Raw genomic sequence first — 18310 nt, forward strand, 5'->3', positions numbered from 1 at the left:
CTTCTCCCCCTGCGGGAGAAGGTGGTGCGAAGCGGAGCGGGCGGTCACCCCCGCCGCCTGCCCCGAGCATCGAAGGCGCCGCCACTGGTGCGACGGCCGTTGTTGCCATAAAAAGTCCGCAGCACATTCGGGGCTTGGACCCGAATACAATCGACTGGCTTTCGATGTCGCTTCCACCCGCCCAAATCGGCATGCCGTTGTCCGAGGTCGATACACCGGCGCTGATCATCGACCTCGACGCCTTCGAGCGCAATCTCGACACCATGGCGGCAGCGGTCGGCAAGCTCGGCGTTCGGTTGCGTCCACATGCGAAGACCCACAAGTCGCCGATCGTCGCGGCCAAGCAGATCGCGCGCGGCGCCGTCGGCATGTGCTGCCAGAAGGTCGCCGAGGCCGAGATCCTGGTGGCGGGCGGCGTGAGCGACGTGCTCGTCAGCAACGAGGTGGTGGGCCTGCAGAAGCTGGAACGGCTGGCGGCGCTCGCGCGCCACGCGCGCATCAGCGTTTGCGTCGACGATTCCATCGCTGTCGAGCAACTGGCGCTTGCCGCGGAACGGGCCGGCTCGCACATCGAGGTGCTGGTCGAAATCGACGTCGGCGCCGGTCGCTGCGGCGTCAGGCCGGGCCCGGCGGCGGCCACCCTGGCGCGGCAGGTGGCGGGGTCACGCTTCCTGTCGTTCGGCGGCTTGCAGGCCTATCACGGCTCCGCCCAGCATCTGCGCACGCCGGAGGAGCGGCGCGCGGCCATCGCCGGCGCAGCGAACGCGACCACGGAGACGCTGCGCGTCCTCAGGGATGGGGGCTTTCAATGCCGGACGATCGGCGGTGCGGGAACCGGAACGTTCGAGCTCGAAGGCGCGAGCGGCATCTGGAACGAATTGCAGGCCGGCTCCTATATTTTCATGGACGCCGACTACGCCAAGAACGTCGCCGACGGGACGCGCAACGCCAGCCCATTCGAGCACGCGCTGTTCGTGATCGCGACCGTGATGAGCACCGGCTCCGGCGAACGCGCCGTCATCGACGCCGGCCACAAGGCGCTGTCGAACGACAGCGGATTTCCGGCCGTGCTGGGCCGGCCCGACCTGCGCTATCACAGGCCCTCCGACGAACATGGCGTGCTCGAGTTCGACGGCGCGTCGTCGCGGCTCGCGCTTGGCGACAGGGTGACGCTGATCCCTGGCCATTGCGACCCGACCGTCAATCTCTACGACTGGTATGTCGGCGTGCGTGGCTTCAATAGACCGGATGCGAGGGTGGAAGCGGTGTGGCCGATCGCGGCGCGGGGTGCGGTGACGTGAGATGATGCGTGATTGCGCGTCGATCTCCGCGGTCGTCCCGGACGAGCAAAGCGGAGATTCGGGGCCCATGCCCCGCAGCAAGAGCTTGGCGAAGATTCGGAGCGAGCAGCTTCGCGAAACAACTACGCCCTGCGGTGGATCTCGGCCCCGGCGCGCGATTGCGCACCAGGGCGTGCACTCATAAATTCGGGACCGTCCGTTCCGAGGGATGAGCAGACGTTGTCTGACCGACTGGGAACATCTGCAAATGACCCGAAGCGGGCATCAAAGGCTCGATGCAAGCTGGACCGCGAGCGGACGAGGTGAGACGCAATGCCTGTAGCGAGATGAGATGGCTGACGCGAAGCTAGTCAAGAGCTGGAAAATTACTGAAACGCTGCTTGAGCGTGCGCGACGGGCTCTGCCCGTACGACACGAACCTGAGTACGCAGCCCTTTTGACCCGATACCACGAGTTTATGGATTACAATGAACTTGAGTTGGCCCTCGATATTCTCGATGAACTCGGTCATCTCACCACTGCCCGTGGTGGGTTTTGGCGTGATTTGGAGCGAGCCGCCGAAAACATGGGTTTAACAGATAGGCTGCCTGCTTTTCGAAAGGCGTTCGCTGAGGCACCTGTGGGGCCGAAATCCCGGTAGCTTGATATCACCCAAGTTTGTGATATCGCCTTTTGGCCAATAGCGGAACTCCCTTGGTTGCCCGCCAAGGTCCGCTGTTGGGAGCAAAGCTGATGCAGCCGACCGGGGGCACCGATCGTAGCGGCATATTCCAGAATCGTAGGGTGGGCAAAGCGAAGCGTGCTCACGTAGGCCCTTCGCACATGGAGAGAAATCGTGGGCACGGCGCAAGTGCGCCTTTGCCCACCCTACGATTTTTGCGAGAGCAGACGGCGGAGTAATGTACGGCGACATTGATGCGTGATCGCGCATCATTCTCAAATGTCGTCCCGGACAAGCGAAGCGCAGATCCGGGACCCATACGCCGCAGCAATCGTTTTGCGAAGATTCGGAGTGACCAGCTTCGCGCAACAACTCTTCCCTGTGGCTATGGATCCCCGCCCCCCGTGCGCAATTGCGCACTAGGCGGGGATGACACTGAGGGTGTGGCGACGTTCTTCAGCTCAACCAGAATTTCGGCGTCGCCGGCTCCAGCCTGCCGCCCATGCGCACCGGCGCGATCTTCAGCGCGAGCCCCGTGGCATCGTCGGTCTCGACCGCGACGCCGCTGAGCGTCGCAGCCCCCGCGGCCGGCTCGAAACGCCCCGACGGAATGCCCGCCGTAAACCTGCGCAGCGGCTCTTCCTTCTGCATGCCGATGATGGAATCGTAATCGCCGGTCATGCCGGCGTCGGTCATGTAGGCGGTGCCGCCCGACAGTATCTGGTGGTCGGCGGTCGGCACATGGGTGTGGGTGCCGACGACGAGGCTGGCGCGGCCGTCGCAGAAGAAGCCGATGCCCTGCTTCTCGCTCGACGCCTCGCAATGGAAATCGACGACGATGGCGTCTGCGGCAACGCCGAGCGGGCACGCGCCGAGCTCGCGCTCCAGCGCGGCGAAGGGATCGTCGAACGGGGTCATGAAGACGCGGCCGAGTGCGTTGACGACGAGCGCATGCTTGCCGTTCTTGGTCTCGACCAGGGCGGCGCCGCGGCCGGGCGTGCCGCGCGGATAGTTCGCGGGCCGGATCAGGCGCTCGGCGCGCTCGATGAACACCAGGGCTTCGCGCTGGTCCCAGGAATGGTTGCCGAGCGTCACCGCGTCGGCGCCGGCGTCGAGAAACTCCTGATAGATCGCTTCCGTGATGCCGAAGCCTCCGGCGGAATTCTCGCCGTTGACGACGACGAAATCGAGCGACCAGTCCTTGACCATGCCGGGCAGATATTCGGCGATGGCGTTGCGCCCCGCGCGACCGACGACATCACCCACGAAGAGAATGCGCAACTTCAGAACTCCGGAAATCGAACACGTCCGATTCCGTTAGCACATAATCCAGCGCGACGTCGTGCGATAGTGCCGGAACCGTCTTGATCTCCTGCGCTGCGAAAGCAAGCCCGATGCCGAGAATGTTCTTGGTTTTGCGCAAGTGCGCGAAGGTGACATCGTAATGCCCGGCGCCATAGCCGATGCGATGGCCGAGACGGTCGAACGCGGCGAGCGGCGTCAGCATGATGTCGGGGATGACCTCAGTGGCTGCCGGCGACGGCTCGGGAATGCCGAGCGGGCCGAGCATCAGGCGGTCGCTGGGATGGAAGAGGCGGAAGATCAGCGACTGGCCGCGCGCGGTGACGCAGGGCAGCGCCAGCTGTGCGCCCAGCTCCGCGAGCGCCTTCATCAGCGGCATCGGATCGATCTCGCTGCGGATCGGCGAGTAGCCGGAGACGATGCTGCCGGGCAGCAGCTTGAACGGCAGGCCGCGCTTGGCGAGCCTGGCGGCGGCGGCGGCGCGCTTCTTCTCGCTGAGCCCATCGCGCGCCGCGAGGGCTTTGGCACGGAGTTCGGCTTTGGTGTTGGGCATGTGCGCTTTCCCCCGAAAGGCGAAGTCTTGCTCCGCCGTCATCACCCGCCTTGTGCGCCCTTGCGCACTGGAGCGGGTGATCCAGTATTCCAGAGACGCCAGTGATCAAACATCGACGCTGCGGCGTACTGGATGCCCCGGTCAAGCCGGGGCATGACACTGCCGCTTTGTCAGGGACGCATTTCGACAGGCACGAACCAGAAGGAAGAAACAGTGCGAAGCCGCGTACGCCGTTGAAGCACTCGATCCCGGAGTTCCCTACGAAAGTAGGTGGGCACCATATGTCCGGGCCCACGGGCCCGGCCAGGGACAGTTCCCTAAAGGATCGATAAGGCCCCGGGGATATATGGCTCCGGACGCGCGTCGCAGCCTCGCCTCGGCAATGTAACAACGATACTGACGAATCGCCATAGCGATCGCACGTGGCCGGCCGGCTGCGTCGAAAATGCCGGGCCTGCATGGTTCGAGACGCCCGCCTGCGGCGGGCTCCTCACCATGAGGGTCTAATGCCGCGAAACGGGACCTCATCCTGAGGAGCCCGCGGAAGCGGGCGTCTCGAAGGATGGGCCGCAAGCGCGCAGCCCCTACCCGATCGCGATGCCGTTGCCGACGGTGCGGTTCAGCACCTGGGTCGATTTCTCGATGCGTTCGGCCGCGGAGTTCAGGGCGTTGACCACCGCGGTCTGCGTCAACCTGGCGCGCTCGACGGCGGCGTTGCGGAAATCCCTGAGCTCGGTGAGCTCCTGCTCCAAAGTACGGACGCGGTTGCTGGTGTCGACCAGTTCGTCACAGACGGTCAGCGCCGCCATCACCGTGAGCCTGGCATCGCCGATCTCGCCGAATTTTCCGCGCAGCGACTGAATGCGTGTTTCCAGGGTTTCGGCGAGCTTGAGCAGCCGCACCTCCTGGCCCTCCTCGCAGGCCATGCGGTACTGCCGGCCGTTGATGGTGACGTTGATGTGGCTCATCCGTCCTCTCCGGTATCGAGCACCGAGCGTATCGTGACGATGGCGGAATCCAGCCGGTCGGAGATCTCGCGATTGGTGCGCTCGAGCTTGCGCGCCTTCACCAGCGCGCCGTCGAGCTCGTCGGCGAGCCGCGAACGGTCGGCGCCCAGCGCCTGAATCCGCGCCGCCAGCTCGTTCTCGTCGCGATCGGCATCGCGCCGCCGCTCCACCGCGCTTTCGAGCGCGTCGAGTGCTGCCATCAGCCTGCGGGTCGCGATCTCGATCTCGACCGCGGAGGACTCCGTCATGGCGGCACTGTTGGACACGCGATCGTTCATGTAGTCAGCGGTGGAACCTGGCGGCCTTTGCCCAGTGGCCTTTTCCTGGGGCTTGCCGCCCGGCAAAAGACTCGGTTCGGCAAGCGGTTAGAAGCAGAAATTTACGTGGCAAGCTAGCCGAGCGCAACGCCGCCGCGAAACTATGCACCGATCAATCGGACGGAGGCTGCTGCGATCCCTCGGTTCCTCCCGCGCCGCATCTTGCGGAAAACCGATCTCCACAGAGGCAACTTTTGCGGCCAAATCGGCGTTTGATCACCTTGGACTCCCGGAACCGAGGTGCTATCCCAGCCCCGACCTTCAGTGGCCGCCAGGCTCCTCCCGCGCGGGCGTACGTCGCCTCCAAGCGCCTCATTTCAGACGGATTTCAGACATGACGCAGGTCGATCACACCCGTATGGCCAACGCGATCCGCGGCCTTTCGATGGACGCTGTCGAGAAGGCGAAATCCGGCCATCCCGGCCTGCCGATGGGTGCCGCCGACATCGCCACGGTGCTGTTCACGCAATTCCTGAAATTCGACGCCGCCGCGCCTGCCTGGCCGGATCGCGACCGCTTCGTGCTGTCGGCCGGCCACGGCTCGATGCTGCTCTATTCGCTGCTGTATCTCACCGGCAATGCCGAGATGACGCTGGACCAGATCAAGCAGTTTCGTCAGGTCGGCTCGCTGACGCCGGGACACCCCGAGAACTTCCGCACCAAGGGCATCGAGACCACGACCGGGCCGCTCGGCCAGGGCATCTCGACCGCGGTCGGCATGGCGCTGGCCGAGAAGATGCTCGCGGCCGAGTTCGGCAAGAAGATCGTCGATCACCACACCTATGTGCTGGCCTCCGACGGCGACCTGATGGAAGGCGTGTCGCAGGAAGCGATCGCGATGGCCGGGCACTGGAAGCTCGGCAAGCTGATCGTGCTCTACGACGACAACGGCATCTCGATCGACGGCCCGACCTCGATCGCCGATTCCGTCGACCAGGTGAAGCGCTTCAAGTCGGCGGGCTGGGCCGCCGAGAAGATCGACGGCCACGACCAGGCCGCCATCGCCGCCGCGATCACGCGCGCGCAGAAGTCGAACAAGCCGACGCTGATCGCCTGCCGCACCACCATCGGCTTCGGCTCGCCGCACAAGGCCGGCACCTCGAAGGTGCATGGCGAGGCGCTCGGGGCCGACGAGCTCAAGGCCACCAAGGAAAATCTCGGCATTTCGCTCGAGCCGTTCTCGGTGCCCGACGACGTGTTGAAGGCCTGGCGCGCTGCCGGCAGCCGCGGCGCGGCCGCACGGCAGGAATGGGAAACCCGCCTCGGTGAGCTCGGCAGCCGCAAGCGCGCCGAGTTCGAGCGCCGCCTGCGCCACGAGCGTCCGGCGTCGCTGGCGAAGGCCGTGCGCGCCTACAAGAAGGAGCTGCTGGAAAAGCCGATGAATGCGGCCACCCGCAAATCCTCGGAAGCCGTGATCGAAGTGATCGCCGGCGCCATGCCGATGGAATTTCTGGCCGGCTCGGCCGACCTCACCGGCTCCAACAACAACAAGGCGAAGTCGGCAACCGCCTTCTCGGCCAAGACGCCGAAGGGCCGCTTCATCCATTACGGCATTCGCGAGCACGGCATGGCCGCCGCGATGAACGGCATTTTCCTGCATGGCGGCTTCGCGCCGAACGGCGCGACCTTCCTGGTCTTCACCGACTACGCGCGGCCTGCGATGCGCCTTGCCGCGCTGATGGGCGCCGGCGTCGTCTATGTGATGACCCACGACTCCATCGGCCTCGGCGAAGACGGCCCGACCCATCAGCCGGTCGAGCATCTCGCCGCGCTCCGCGCCATTCCCAACATGCGTGTGTTCCGTCCCTGCGATTCCATCGAGGTCGCCGAGTGCTGGGAGCTCGCGCTCAACCGCGTCGACGGACCGACCGTGCTGGCGCTGACGCGCCAGAACCTGCCGCAGCTGCGCACCACCGCGCCGAACGACAATCCCTGCGCGGCCGGCGCCTACGAGCTGGTCGCAGCCCAGGGCGAAGCCAAGGCGACGCTGTTCGCCTCCGGCTCCGAGGTCGAGATCGCGGTCGCCGCCCAGAAGCAGCTCGCCGAGCGCGGCATCGCGTCACGGGTGGTCTCGGTGCCCTCGCTCGAGCTGTTGTTAGCGCAACCAGAGGCCAAGCGCGCCGCAATCATCGGCAATGCGCCGGTGAAGGTGGCGATCGAGGCCGCGGTGCGCTGGGGCTGGGACGCCGTGATCGGCCAGGATGGCGACTTCATCGGCATGCATTCGTTCGGCGAAAGCGGCCCTGCAAAGGAGCTTTACAAGCACTTCGGTATTACCGCCGAGGCTGCGGTTAACGCTGTGCTGAAGCGCGTTTCCTGAGAGTTGAGCTTGCCGCAAAAAAGGACTACGTAATCTCTCATATGATCAAGCACCGCCCGGCCGAACCGGGCGTCCGCCCCTAAAAAACCCTCGCAGGCGCGTAGAGCGCGTTGTGCGGGATGACAACGGTCATTGAAGGAGACGAAACATGGCAGTCCGCGTCGGAATTAACGGTTTTGGCCGCATCGGCCGCAACATCCTGCGGGCTATCGCCGAGTCCGGCCGCAAGGACATCGAGGTCGTCGGCATCAACGACCTCGGCCCGGTCGAGACCAACGCTCATCTGCTCCGCTTCGACAGCGTCCATGGCCGCTTCCCCGGCACCGTGACCGTCGACGGCGACTCCATCAACCTCGGCAGCGGCAAGATCAAGGTGACCGCCGAGCGCGATCCCTCGAAGCTGCCCTGGAAGGATCTCGGCGTCGACATCGCGATGGAATGCACCGGCATCTTCACCTCGAAGGACAAGGCGTCCGCGCATCTGACCGCCGGCGCCAAGCGGGTGCTGGTCTCCGCGCCCGCCGACGGCGCCGATGCCACCATCGTCTACGGCGTCAACCACGACACGCTGACCAAGGATCACCTCGTCATCTCCAACGGCTCCTGCACCACGAATTGCCTCGCACCGGTCGCCAAGGTGCTGAACGATCTCGTCGGCATCGAGACCGGCTTCATGACCACGATCCACGCCTATACCGGCGACCAGCCGACGCTCGACACGATGCACAAGGATCTCTATCGCGGCCGTGCGGCGGCGATGTCGATGATCCCGACCTCGACCGGTGCTGCGAAGGCGATCGGCCTCGTGCTGCCCGAGCTGAAGGGCAAGCTCGACGGCGTCGCGATCCGGGTGCCGACCCCGAACGTCTCGGTCGTCGACCTCAAGATCGTCGCCAAGCGCGCCACCGACGCCAAGGAGATCAACGCGGCGATGAAGCGCGCCTCCGAGCAGCAGCTCAAGGGCATCCTCGGCTACACCACCGCGCCGAACGTCTCGATCGACTTCAACCACGACCCGCACTCCTCGACCTTCCACGAGGACCAGACCAAGGTGCAGAACGGCACGCTGGTGCGCGTGATGTCCTGGTACGACAACGAGTGGGGCTTCTCGAACCGCATGGCGGACACCGCCGCCGCGATCGCGAAAGTGATCTAACGCCGCTCTCGTGTCCCGGACGCGATGCAGCGTGAAACGCTGCTTCGCAGATCCGGGACCCATTCCACCACGGGACCCGCTGCAACGTGGGTCCCGGCTCTGCACAGCGGCACTGCGCGCCGCAGTGCGTCCGGGACAAGGGCCAGCTCCGATGACCAACAAATTCCGCACCCTCGACGACGTCGAATTGAAGGGCAAGCGCGTGCTGCTGCGCGTCGACCTCAACGTGCCCATGGACAATGGCCGCGTCAGCGACACGACCCGGCTCGACCGCGTCGCGCCGACCATCACCGAGATCTCGGACAAGGGCGGCAAGGTCATCCTGCTCGCGCATTTCGGCCGGCCGAAGGGACGCGATGCCAAGGACTCGCTGCGGCCCGTTGCCGAAGCGCTGTCGAAGGTGGTGAAGAAGCCCGTCGCCTTCGCCGAGGATTGCATCGGCGAGCCCGCGGCCAAGGCCGTGGCGGCGATGAAGGACGGCGACATCCTCTGCCTGGAAAACACCCGCTTCCACAAGGAAGAGGAGAAGAACGATCCCGCCTTCGTTGCTGAGCTGGCGAAGCTCGGCGACATCTGGGTCAACGACGCGTTCTCGGCGGCGCACCGCGCCCACGCCACGACCGAAGGCCTCGGGCACAAGCTGCCGGCCTATGCCGGCCGCACCATGCAGGCCGAGCTCGACGCGCTGGAGAAGGCGCTGGGCTCGCCGACCAAGCCCGTCATCGCCATCATCGGCGGCGCGAAGGTCTCGACCAAGATCGACCTCCTGGAAAATCTCGTCAGCAAGGTCGACGCGCTGGTGATCGGCGGCGGCATGGCCAACACCTTCCTGCACGCCCAGGGCGTCGCGGTCGGCAAGTCACTGGCCGAGAAGGATCTCGCGCCGACGGCGCTACGCATCATGGAGAAGGCGGAAGCCGCCAACTGCGCCATCATCCTTCCCGTGGACGCAACCGTTGCCTATCACTTCGCCGCCAACGCGCCGTCGCACGCCTACGGGCTCGACGCGATCCCGGCCGACGGCATGATCCTCGACGTCGGCCCGCAATCGATCGCGCGCGTCCACGCCGCGATCGACGATGCGGCCACGCTGGTCTGGAACGGGCCGCTGGGCGCGTTCGAGATGCAGCCGTTCGACCGCGGCACGGTCGCGGCCGCCAAGCACGCCGCCGAGCGCACCAAGGCCAAGAAGCTGATCTCGATCGCGGGCGGCGGCGACACCGTCGCGGCGCTCAACCAGGCCCATGTGGCCGGTGACTTCACCTATGTCTCGACCGCCGGTGGCGCATTCCTCGAATGGATGGAAGGCAAGCCCCTGCCCGGCGTTGAAGTTCTGCGTATCAAGTAATCAAGCGGCCTCTCAGGCCCCAACGGGAGATTAAGACAGATGGCTCGGATCACGTTACGTCAACTGCTCGACCACGCGGCGGAGAACGATTACGGCGTACCGGCCTTCAACATCAACAACATGGAGCAGGCGCTGGCGATCATGGACGCGGCCAACCAGGTCGACGCGCCCGTCATCATCCAGGCCTCGCGCGGTGCGCGCTCCTACGCCAACGACATCATGCTCAAGCACATGATGGACGCGGTCACCGAGATCTATCCGCACATCCCGGTCTGCGTGCATCTCGACCACGGCAACGAGGCCGCGACCTGCATGACCGCGATCCAGGCCGGCTTCACCTCGGTCATGATGGACGGCTCGCTCAAGGCCGACGGCAAGACGCCCGGCGACTGGAGCTACAATGTCGGCGTCACCAAGACCGTGACCGACATGGCCCATCTCGGCGGCATCTCGGTCGAGGGTGAGCTCGGCGTGCTCGGCTCGCTCGAGACCGGCATGGGCGACAAGGAAGACGGCCACGGCGCCGAGGGCAAGCTCAGCCACGACCAGCTCCTGACCAATCCGGACGAGGCCGTGAAGTTCGTCCAGGAGACCAAGGTCGACGCGCTCGCGATCGCGATGGGCACCTCGCATGGCGCCTACAAGTTCACCCGCAAGCCGGACGGCGACATCCTCGCCATGAACGTGATCGAGGAGATCCACCGCAAGCTGCCGAACACGCATCTCGTCATGCACGGCTCCTCGTCGGTGCCGCAGGATCTCCAGGACATCATCAACGCCTATGGCGGCAAGATGAAGCCGACCTGGGGCGTGCCGGTGGCCGAGATCCAGCGCGGCATCAAGAACGGCGTGCGCAAGATCAACATCGACACCGACAACCGCATGGCCATGACCGGCCAGATCCGGAAAGTTCTCAAGGACAGCCCGGAAGAGTTCGATCCGCGCAAGTACCTGAAGCCGGCGATGGAAGCCATGACCAAGCTGTGCAAGCAGCGGCTGCAGGAGTTCAACACTGCCGGACAGGCCTCCAAGATCAAGCGCGTCCTGACCACTGCGGAGATGGCCAAGCGCTACGCCAAGGGCGAGCTCGACCCGAAGGTGGCGTAAGGCCCTCAGATCCCCTCTCCCGTCATTCCGGGACACGCGAAGCGTGGGCCCGGAATCCATAACCACAGCCCGGGTTATGGATTCCGGGCCTGCGCCTTTCGGCGCATCCCGGAATGACAGAGAGCTCTTTTACCCTGCGACCAACGTTAACTCGGCAAATGCCCGAGAACGGTCTATTTTCACAGGCAAGGGCAGAATCGTTTTGGGAGGACCTCTCGATGAATCTGACTGAGCTCAACAAGGTCGCGACCGCCATGGTCGCATCAGGCAAGGGCATCCTTGCCGCCGACGAATCCTCCGGCACCATCAAGAAGCGCTTCGACGCGATCGGCGTGGAATCGACCGAAGAGAACCGCCGCGACTACCGCGAGATGCTGTTCCGGTCGAAGGAGGCCATGAGCCAGTTCATCTCCGGCGTGATCCTCTATGACGAGACGATCTGGCAGGCGGCCGCGGACGGCACGCCGCTGGTGAAGCTGATCGAGAGCAGCGGCGCCATTCCCGGCATCAAGGTCGACGAGGGCACACAAGCCCTGCCGATGTGCCCGGGTGAAACAGTGACCGTCGGCCTCGACAAGCTCGCCGAACGCCTGAAGAAATATTACGAGCGCGGTGCGCGCTTTGCGAAATGGCGCGCGGTGATCGACATCGGCGGCGGGATCCCCTCGATGACCGCGATCAGCGTCAACGCCCATGCGCTGGCGCGCTATGCCGCGCTGTGCCAGGCCGCGCAGATCGTGCCGATCGTCGAGCCTGAGGTGCTGATGGACGGCGACCACGACATCGACCGCTGCTATGACGTCACGAGCCGCGTGCTCAACAAGACGTTCCAGGAATTGCGCGTGCAGCGCGTCGCGCTCGAAGGCATGGTGCTGAAGCCGAACATGGCGATCTCGGGCAAGAAATCACCGAAGCAGGCTTCCGTCGAGGAAGTCGCCGAGAAGACCGTGCGCCTGCTGAAGGCGTGCGTGCCCGCGGCGGTGCCCGGCATCGCCTTCCTCTCCGGCGGCCAGTCGGACGAGGAAGCGACCGCGCATCTCAACGCCATGCACAAGCTCGGTCCGCTGCCCTGGGGTCTGACTTTTTCCTACGGCCGCGCGCTGCAGGCCGCGCCTCAGAAGGCCTGGTCCGGCAAGGCCGAGAACGTCGCGGCCGGACAACGCGCCTTCAGTCATCGTGCCCGCATGAACGGCCTCGCCTCCAGGGGCGAATGGCAAAGTAGCCTGGAAAAGAAGGCAGCCTAGATCTTGTCGAACAAACCGCCTCCGCCGCGCCCGGCGCCGCGTCTCTATCTCGCGACGCCCGTCGTCGATGATCCCGCAACGCTTGTCGCCGAGCTGCCCGGCCTGCTCGCCTCCGCCGATATCGCCGCGGTGCTGCTGCGGTTGAAGGAGACCGACCAGCGCAGCATGATCTCGCGCATCAAGACGCTGGCGCCGCCGGTGCAGAAGGCCGGCGCCGCGCTGCTGGTCGAGGCCCATGCCGAGCTGGTGGCGCGCGGCGGCGCCGACGGCGCGCACCTGCCCGGCATCGCCGCGCTGAAAGAGGCGTTGCCGTCCCTCAAGCCGGATCGCATCGCCGGTGTCGGCGGGCTGACGACGCGGCACCATTCCATGGATGCGGGCGAGATGGGCGCGGATTACGTGCTGTTCGGCGAGCCCGATGCGAAAGGCCAGCGTCCCTCGGCGCAGGCGATCGCGGAGCGGCTCGACTGGTGGGCCGAGCTGTTCGAGCCGCCCTGCGTCGGCTTTGCCATGTCACTGCAGGAAGCCCACGACTTCGCCCTCAGCGGCGCCGATTTCGTGCTGGTCGGCGACTTCATCTGGGCCGATCCGCGCGGGCCCAAGGCGGCGCTGGTCGAGGTCGACGCGGCGATCAAGAAGGCCCATGCGACGGCGACGGCCGATCCAAATCCCGCGGGCAGCGAGCACGGTTAGCACCCCGACATGAAGCTTCCCTGCATCATCGCTCTGGCCACGCTGCTGCTCACAGGGCCCGCGGCCGCGCAGCTCCAGATCGCGCCGCCGGCGACGATCCCGAGCGCGACGCCCGAGAAGCAGAAGCCCAAGCCGCCCGCGCCTGCCAAGAAGGAGGCTGCGCCGGCGCCAAAGCCTTCGGCCTCGCCCAAGCCGGCCGCCTCCTCCAAGCCGGCGCCGAGCCCGACCGTGATCCCGGCGCCGCCGACGGACAATTCCAACGCCGATCTGGTGTTCGGCGCCTATCAGCGCGGCCAGTACAAGACCGCGTTCGAACTCGCCACCGCCCGCGCGCAAAGCGGCGACCCCAAGGCCATGACCATGCTCGGCGAGCTCTATTCCAACGCCATGGGCATCCGCCGCGACTACGCCAAGGCGGCCGAATGGTACAAACGTGCAGCCGACGCCGGCGACCGCGAGGCGATGTTCGCGCTCGCGATGCTGCGCATCTCCGGCCGCGGCGGCGCGGTCGACAAGGGCGAGGCGGTCAAGCTGATGGCATCGGCCGCCAAGCTCGGCGAGCCCAAGGCGGCCTATAATCTCGCTCTGCTCTATCTGGACGGCCAGACCCTGCCGCAGGACGTCAGGCGTTCCGCCGAGCTGTTGCGCCAGGCTGCGGACGCCGGCCTGCCCGAGGCGCAATACGCGCTCGCGACCTTCTACAAGGAAGGCACCGGCGTGGCGAAGGATCCGGAACGCGCGGTGCGGCTGCTGCAGGCGGCGTCGCTGGCCGACAATGTCGACGCCGAGGTCGAATATGCCATCGCCATGTTCAACGGCACCGGCACCCCGAAGAACCAGCCGGCCGCCGTGGCCCTGCTCCGCAAGGCCTCCCGCCAGGGCAGCGCGATCGCGCAGAACCGGCTGGCCTGGGTGCTGATCAACGGCGCGGGCGTGGCCGTGGACAAGGTCGAGGGCTTCAAATGGCACCTGGTGGCCAAGACCGCCGGCAAGGGCGACCCGGAGCTCGACAAGCAATTGTCCGACCTGCCCGCCGACGAGCGGGCCAAGGCGGAGGCCGCAGCCAGGAAATGGCTCGGCAGCAAATGACTTGACCTGAGGGCCCGTGCAGGGCACCCCATCCCTCAAACAGGCCCGATTTCGCGCCATTTCCCCCGATCAAGACCGAAAAGCCCATGCTGTATTCCGCAACTATCAATGTCATGGTCAAGGCCGCGCGCCGCGCCGGCCGCAGCCTCAAGCGCGATCTCGGCGAGATCGAGCATCTCCAGGTCTCGCTGAAGGGACCGGCCAATTTCGTCTCCCTCGCCGACAAGCGCGCCGAGGAGATCCTGTATCAGGACCTCGCCAAGGCCCGGCCCGGCTACGGCTTCATCGGCGAGGAAGGAGGCCAGCGCGAGGGCAGCGACAAGAGCCACACCTGGATCGTCGATCCGCTCGACGGCACCACCAACTTCCTGCACGGCATCCCGCAATTCGCGATCTCGATCGGCCTCGTGCGCGAGGGCACGATCATTGCGGGCGTGATCTACAACCCGGCCAATGACGAGCTCTACATCGCCGAGCGCGGCAAGGGCGCCTTCCTCAACGACCAGCGCCTCCGGGTGGCCGGCCGCCGCCAGCTCAACGAATGCGTCGTGGCCTGCGGCCTGCCCCATATCGGCCGCGGCGACCACGAGGAATTCCGCCGCGAGATGACCGCGATCCAGGACCGCGTCGCCGGCCTGCGCCGCTTCGGCGCCGCCTCCCTCGACCTCGCCTTCGTCGCCGCCGGCCGCCTCGACGGCTATTGGGAACGCGACCTGCAATCCTGGGACATCGCGGCGGGTATGCTGATGGTGAGGGAAGCGGGCGGGACCGTGACCGATATCGCGACGCCGGGGGATCCGCTGGTCACCGGACACGTCGTGTGCGGGAATGAGTACGTGCACGGGGAGCTGGTGAAGATTTTGCGGAAGTAGGGGTAGGGCAAGGGCCGCGCTTCACACTCCGCTGTCATCGTCCGCCTTGTGCGCAATTGCGCACTGTGGCGGACGATCCAGTACTCAGCAGCGGCTGAGCTCAATCATGACCGCCGCGGCGTACTGGATGCCCCGCCTTCGCGGGGCATGACGGTGTGCCCTGGGGCATGACAATGTGCCCTACGGCTTCACCGGCGCCGGTGGCCCATACGCCTCGCCGTCCTTCGCCGCCTTCGGCTCGCGATCTCCCGCCAGCACCCGCTGCACCGAGACGAAGAACACCGGCACCATCAAGAGCGCCAGGATCACCACCGCGATCATGCCGCCCATCACGACGCTGCCGAGCGCCTGCTGGCTGGCGCCGCCGGCGCCGTGGGCGATGGCCATGGGGAGCACGCCGCAGATGAAGGCGAGGCCCGTCATCAGGATCGGGCGGAAGCGCAGGCGGCAGGCTTCGATGGTGGCTTCCACCAGCGGCTTGCCTTCCTTGCGCAGGTCCTTGGCGAACTCGATGATCAGGATCGCGTCCTTGGCGGCGAGGCCGATGATGGTGATCAGGCCGACGGTGAAATAGACGTCGTTGGGCAGGCCGCGCAGCATCGCGGCAATCACGGCGCCGACGATGCCGAGCGGCACCGTGAGCAGCACCGCGAGCGGGATGGTCCAGCTCTCGTAGAGCGCGGCGAGGCACAGGAACACCACGAAGATCGAGAGCGCGAGCAGGAACGGCGCCTGCGAGCCCGACAGCTTCTCCTGCAGCGACTGGCCGGTCCATTCATAGCCGAAGCCGCGCGGCAGCCGGCCCGCGAGCCGCTCCATCTCGGCAATGGCATCGCCCGAGGTAAAGCCGGGTTTTGCCTCGCCGGAGATGCGCACAGCCGGATAATAGTTGAAGCCTGCGATCTGGGTCGGGCCGCGCGCCCACTCCACCGTGGCGAAGGACGAGAACGGCACCAGCTGACCGCGGCTGTTCTTGACATTGTAGTTGAGGATGTCCTCGGTGCGCATGCGGTCGCGGGCGTCGGCCTGCACCACGACGCGCTGCATGCGGCCCCGGTTCGGGAAGTCGTTGATGTAGTTCGAGCCGAGATTGGTCGAGATCGTGTTGTTGATGTCCTCGAAGGTGACGCCGAAGGCGCCGGCCTTCTCGCGGTCGATCATGAGATTGACCACGCCGGCCTCGGGCAGGCCTTCGACATAGACCTTCTGCAGCACCGGGCTCGCATTGGCCTCCGCGATCAACTGGTCGGCGGCGCGCATCAAGGCCGGATAACCTTTCTGTCCGCGGTCCTGGAGGCGGAACGAGAAGCCGGAGGAGTTGCCGAGATTGTCGATCGGCGGTGGCTGCAGCGCGGAGATCTTCGCGTCGCGGATCGAGGACCCGAGATCGCGGTTGATGTCGTTGACGATCGCCGCGGCGGAGTCCTTCGGCCCGCGCTCCGACCAATCCTTCAGCGTGATGAAGGCCTGCGCGGTGTTCATGCCCTGGCCGGAGAAGCTGAAGCCGGTGAGGAAGGTGACGTTGTCGACGCCCGGCCGCTGCGCCAGATATTTCTCGACCTTCTCGATCACCGCCTCGGTGCGGCCGTAGGACGAATCCGACGGCGTCTGCACGTCTGTGGTGATGAAGCCCTGATCGTCGATCGGCAGGAAGCCGCCAGGCAGGCTGACGAAGGCCCACGACAGGCCGGCCAGCAGCGCGACATAGACCAGCATCAGGCGGCCGGTGCGCTTCAGCGAGAAGCCGACGGTGCGCGCGTAGCGAAACCGGCAGGCCTCGAGGACGTGGTTGAACCGGCTGAACACGAAGTTGGTCGAATGGCCGTGCCCCTTGGCAATGGGCTTGAGCAGCGTCGCGCACAGCGCCGGCGTCAGCGACAGCGCGAGGAAGGCGGAGAAGCCGATCGCCGCGACCATGGTGACCGAGAACTGGCGGTAGATGATGCCGACCGAGCCCGGGAAGAAGGCCATCGGCACGAACACCGCCATCAGCACCAGCGTGATGCCGATGATGGCACCCGTGATCTGCGACATCGCCTTGCGTGTCGCTTCCTTCGGCGACAGGCCTTCCTCGGCCATGATGCGCTCGACGTTCTCGACCACGACGATGGCATCGTCGACGAGGATGCCGACCGCGAGCACCATGCCGAACATCGAGAGCATGTTGATGGAATAGCCGGCGAGCAGCAGCGTGGTGCAGGCGCCGAGAAGCGCCACGGGCACCACGATGGTCGGGATGATGGTGTAGCGGATGTTCTGCAGGAACAGGAACATCACCACGAACACCAGCACCACGGCCTCGACCAACGTCGTCAGCACCTTCTTGATCGAGGCCTCGACCACCGGCGTGATGTTGTAGGGAATTTCGTAGGTGATGTTGGCCGGGAAGAAGCGCGACAGCTCCTTCATCTTCTCCTCGACCGCGCTCGCGGTCGCCAGCGCGTTCCCGGTCGGCGACATCAGCACGGAGAGACCCGCGGTCGGCTTGCCGTCGAGGCGGGTGTTGAACTGGTAGCTGAGACCACCGACCTCGACGCGCGCGACGTCGCGCAGGCGCACGGTCGAGCCGTCGGCATTGGCGCGCAGGATGATGGCGCCGAACTCATCCGGCGAGGAGAGCTGGCCCTTGACCAGCACCAGCGCGGAGGTGCGCTGGCTCGACGTCGACGGCTCGGCGCCGATGCTGCCCGAGGCGACCTGCGCGTTCTGCGCGGCAATGGCCTTGTTGACGTCGTCAGCGGTGAGCCCATAGCCGACCAGCTTGGCCGGATCGACCCAGACGCGAAGCGACCGCTCGGTCGAATAGAGCGTGGCGCGGCCGACGCCCGGGATGCGGCGGACCTCGCCGAGCACGTTGCGGATCATGAAGTCGCCGAGGCCGACCTCGTCGAGGCTGCCGTCCGTCGAGCTCAGCGTGATGATCTGAAGCACCGCGCTCGAGGCTTCCTCGATCAGGATGCCCTGTTGCATCACCGCGCGCGGCAGGCGCGCCTCGACGCGCTTGATGCGGTTCTGCACCTCCACCGAGGCGTCGTTGGTGTTTGTACCCGGCTGGAAATTGGCGATGATCTCGACTTGGCCGAGCGAGTCGCTGGTCGATTCGAAATTGAGGATGCCGGAGGCGCCGTTGAGCTCCTCCTCGATCAGCCGCGTGACGCTGTTGTAGAGGTTTTCCGGCGAGGCGCCGGGATAGCTGGTCGAGATCGAGATCGAGGGCGGCGCGATGATCGGATATTGCGCGATCGGCAGCAACGGCACGGCGATTGCGCCGATCAAGCAGATGAACAGCGCGACCACCCAGGCAAAGATGGGCCTGTCGATGAAGAAGCTCGCCATGGTG

At 65.9% G+C, this 18310-nt stretch carries 15 protein-coding genes and 1 other RNA gene; 10 read left to right on the plus strand and 6 right to left on the minus strand.

All coding sequences use genetic code 11. The features are described from left to right. Positions 1–164 precede the first annotated feature (164 nt). Together CO669_RS11405 and CO669_RS11410 are read left to right on the plus strand one after the other, a co-directional pair. On the plus strand, positions 165–1301 hold the full coding sequence (locus tag CO669_RS11405) for a DSD1 family PLP-dependent enzyme (protein WP_097659904.1): 1137 nt from the start codon (positions 165–167) through the stop codon (positions 1299–1301). A gap of 331 nt (positions 1302–1632) precedes the next feature. Continuing rightward, the gene (locus CO669_RS11410) at positions 1633–1941 is read left to right on the plus strand and encodes a hypothetical protein (protein ID WP_097659905.1); all 309 of its coding nucleotides are present in this window, start codon (positions 1633–1635) and stop codon (positions 1939–1941) included. A 477-nt stretch (positions 1942–2418) separates the two neighbouring features. Here CO669_RS11410 and CO669_RS11415 read toward each other — a convergent pair whose 3' ends face one another. From CO669_RS11415 to CO669_RS11435, 5 genes are all read right to left on the minus strand, one after another. Next, positions 2419–3243 (minus strand): TIGR00282 family metallophosphoesterase, encoded by an 825-nt coding sequence (locus tag CO669_RS11415; protein WP_198963959.1) that lies wholly within the window; start codon positions 3241–3243, stop codon positions 2419–2421. After that, on the minus strand, positions 3221–3817 hold the full coding sequence (locus tag CO669_RS11420) for a 5-formyltetrahydrofolate cyclo-ligase (RefSeq protein WP_097660088.1): 597 nt from the start codon (positions 3815–3817) through the stop codon (positions 3221–3223). The genes CO669_RS11415 and CO669_RS11420 overlap by 23 nt, the downstream gene beginning before the upstream one ends. A gap of 214 nt (positions 3818–4031) precedes the next feature. Then, positions 4032–4192: non-coding RNA, 6S RNA (ssrS, locus tag CO669_RS11425), on the minus strand. A 209-nt stretch (positions 4193–4401) separates the two neighbouring features. Continuing rightward, entirely contained in the window at positions 4402–4785 is a 384-nt protein-coding gene (locus CO669_RS11430) for a cell division protein ZapA (RefSeq protein ID WP_097659907.1), read from the minus strand. Beyond that, positions 4782–5102 carry a DUF4164 domain-containing protein gene (locus CO669_RS11435; RefSeq protein WP_018318703.1) on the minus strand — a complete coding sequence of 107 codons (321 nt, stop codon included), beginning with the start codon at positions 5100–5102 and terminating at the stop codon, positions 4782–4784. The genes CO669_RS11430 and CO669_RS11435 overlap by 4 nt, the downstream gene beginning before the upstream one ends. Positions 5103–5475: 373 nt before the next feature. On the opposite strand from CO669_RS11435, the gene tkt reads away from it, so the two are divergent. The 8 genes from tkt to CO669_RS11475 all read left to right on the plus strand — a co-directional run bounded on the left by tkt (position 5476) and on the right by CO669_RS11475 (position 14970). Continuing rightward, positions 5476–7461 (plus strand): transketolase, encoded by a 1986-nt coding sequence (gene tkt / locus CO669_RS11440; RefSeq protein WP_097659908.1) that lies wholly within the window; start codon positions 5476–5478, stop codon positions 7459–7461. 148 nt (positions 7462–7609) lie between these two features. Continuing rightward, positions 7610–8617 carry a type I glyceraldehyde-3-phosphate dehydrogenase gene (gene gap, locus CO669_RS11445; RefSeq protein ID WP_097659909.1) on the plus strand — a complete coding sequence of 336 codons (1008 nt, stop codon included), beginning with the start codon at positions 7610–7612 and terminating at the stop codon, positions 8615–8617. Between the two features lie 151 nt (positions 8618–8768). After that, positions 8769–9965: a phosphoglycerate kinase gene (locus CO669_RS11450; RefSeq protein WP_097659910.1), complete on the plus strand. Its 1197-nt coding sequence runs from the start codon at positions 8769–8771 to the stop codon at positions 9963–9965. 39 nt (positions 9966–10004) lie between these two features. Then, positions 10005–11072, plus strand: coding sequence for a class II fructose-bisphosphate aldolase (gene fba, locus CO669_RS11455; protein WP_097659911.1), 1068 nt, complete (start codon positions 10005–10007; stop codon positions 11070–11072). 218 nt (positions 11073–11290) lie between these two features. Next, a complete protein-coding gene (locus CO669_RS11460) occupies positions 11291–12316 on the plus strand; it encodes a class I fructose-bisphosphate aldolase (protein WP_097659912.1) in 1026 nt (341 codons plus the stop codon). Between the two features lie 3 nt (positions 12317–12319). Continuing rightward, entirely contained in the window at positions 12320–13009 is a 690-nt protein-coding gene (locus tag CO669_RS11465; protein WP_097659913.1) for a thiamine phosphate synthase, read from the plus strand. A 9-nt stretch (positions 13010–13018) separates the two neighbouring features. Further along, entirely contained in the window at positions 13019–14098 is a 1080-nt protein-coding gene (locus tag CO669_RS11470) for a tetratricopeptide repeat protein (RefSeq protein ID WP_097659914.1), read from the plus strand. An 86-nt stretch (positions 14099–14184) separates the two neighbouring features. Next, positions 14185–14970: an inositol monophosphatase family protein gene (locus tag CO669_RS11475; protein ID WP_097659915.1), complete on the plus strand. Its 786-nt coding sequence runs from the start codon at positions 14185–14187 to the stop codon at positions 14968–14970. Between the two features lie 180 nt (positions 14971–15150). Here the strand turns inward: CO669_RS11475 and CO669_RS11480 are convergent, their stop codons facing one another. After that, a complete protein-coding gene (locus CO669_RS11480) occupies positions 15151–18306 on the minus strand; it encodes a multidrug efflux RND transporter permease subunit (protein ID WP_097659916.1) in 3156 nt (1051 codons plus the stop codon). Between the last annotated feature and the right edge of the window lie 4 nt (positions 18307–18310).

The sequence above is a fragment of the Bradyrhizobium sp. Y36 genome, from assembly GCF_002531575.1.
In the GTDB taxonomy this organism is placed as follows: Bacteria; Pseudomonadota; Alphaproteobacteria; order Rhizobiales; family Xanthobacteraceae; genus Bradyrhizobium.

What these genes read in the sequence shown, in the direction of transcription:
- CO669_RS11405 (WP_097659904.1), top strand. Translation starts at nt 165, where the DNA reads ATGTCGCTTCCACCCGCCCAAATCGGCATGCCGTTGTCCGAGGTCGAT.
- CO669_RS11410 (WP_097659905.1), top strand. Translation starts at nt 1,633, where the DNA reads ATGGCTGACGCGAAGCTAGTCAAGAGCTGGAAAATTACTGAAACGCTG.
- CO669_RS11420 (WP_097660088.1), bottom strand. Translation starts at nt 3,817, where the DNA reads ATGCCCAACACCAAAGCCGAACTCCGTGCCAAAGCCCTCGCGGCGCGC.
- CO669_RS11430 (WP_097659907.1), bottom strand. Translation starts at nt 4,785, where the DNA reads ATGAGCCACATCAACGTCACCATCAACGGCCGGCAGTACCGCATGGCC.
- CO669_RS11435 (WP_018318703.1), bottom strand. Translation starts at nt 5,102, where the DNA reads ATGAACGATCGCGTGTCCAACAGTGCCGCCATGACGGAGTCCTCCGCG.
- tkt (WP_097659908.1), top strand. Translation starts at nt 5,476, where the DNA reads ATGACGCAGGTCGATCACACCCGTATGGCCAACGCGATCCGCGGCCTT.
- gap (WP_097659909.1), top strand. Translation starts at nt 7,610, where the DNA reads ATGGCAGTCCGCGTCGGAATTAACGGTTTTGGCCGCATCGGCCGCAAC.
- CO669_RS11450 (WP_097659910.1), top strand. Translation starts at nt 8,769, where the DNA reads ATGACCAACAAATTCCGCACCCTCGACGACGTCGAATTGAAGGGCAAG.
- fba (WP_097659911.1), top strand. Translation starts at nt 10,005, where the DNA reads ATGGCTCGGATCACGTTACGTCAACTGCTCGACCACGCGGCGGAGAAC.
- CO669_RS11460 (WP_097659912.1), top strand. Translation starts at nt 11,291, where the DNA reads ATGAATCTGACTGAGCTCAACAAGGTCGCGACCGCCATGGTCGCATCA.
- CO669_RS11470 (WP_097659914.1), top strand. Translation starts at nt 13,019, where the DNA reads ATGAAGCTTCCCTGCATCATCGCTCTGGCCACGCTGCTGCTCACAGGG.
- CO669_RS11475 (WP_097659915.1), top strand. Translation starts at nt 14,185, where the DNA reads ATGCTGTATTCCGCAACTATCAATGTCATGGTCAAGGCCGCGCGCCGC.
- CO669_RS11480 (WP_097659916.1), bottom strand. Translation starts at nt 18,306, where the DNA reads ATGGCGAGCTTCTTCATCGACAGGCCCATCTTTGCCTGGGTGGTCGCG.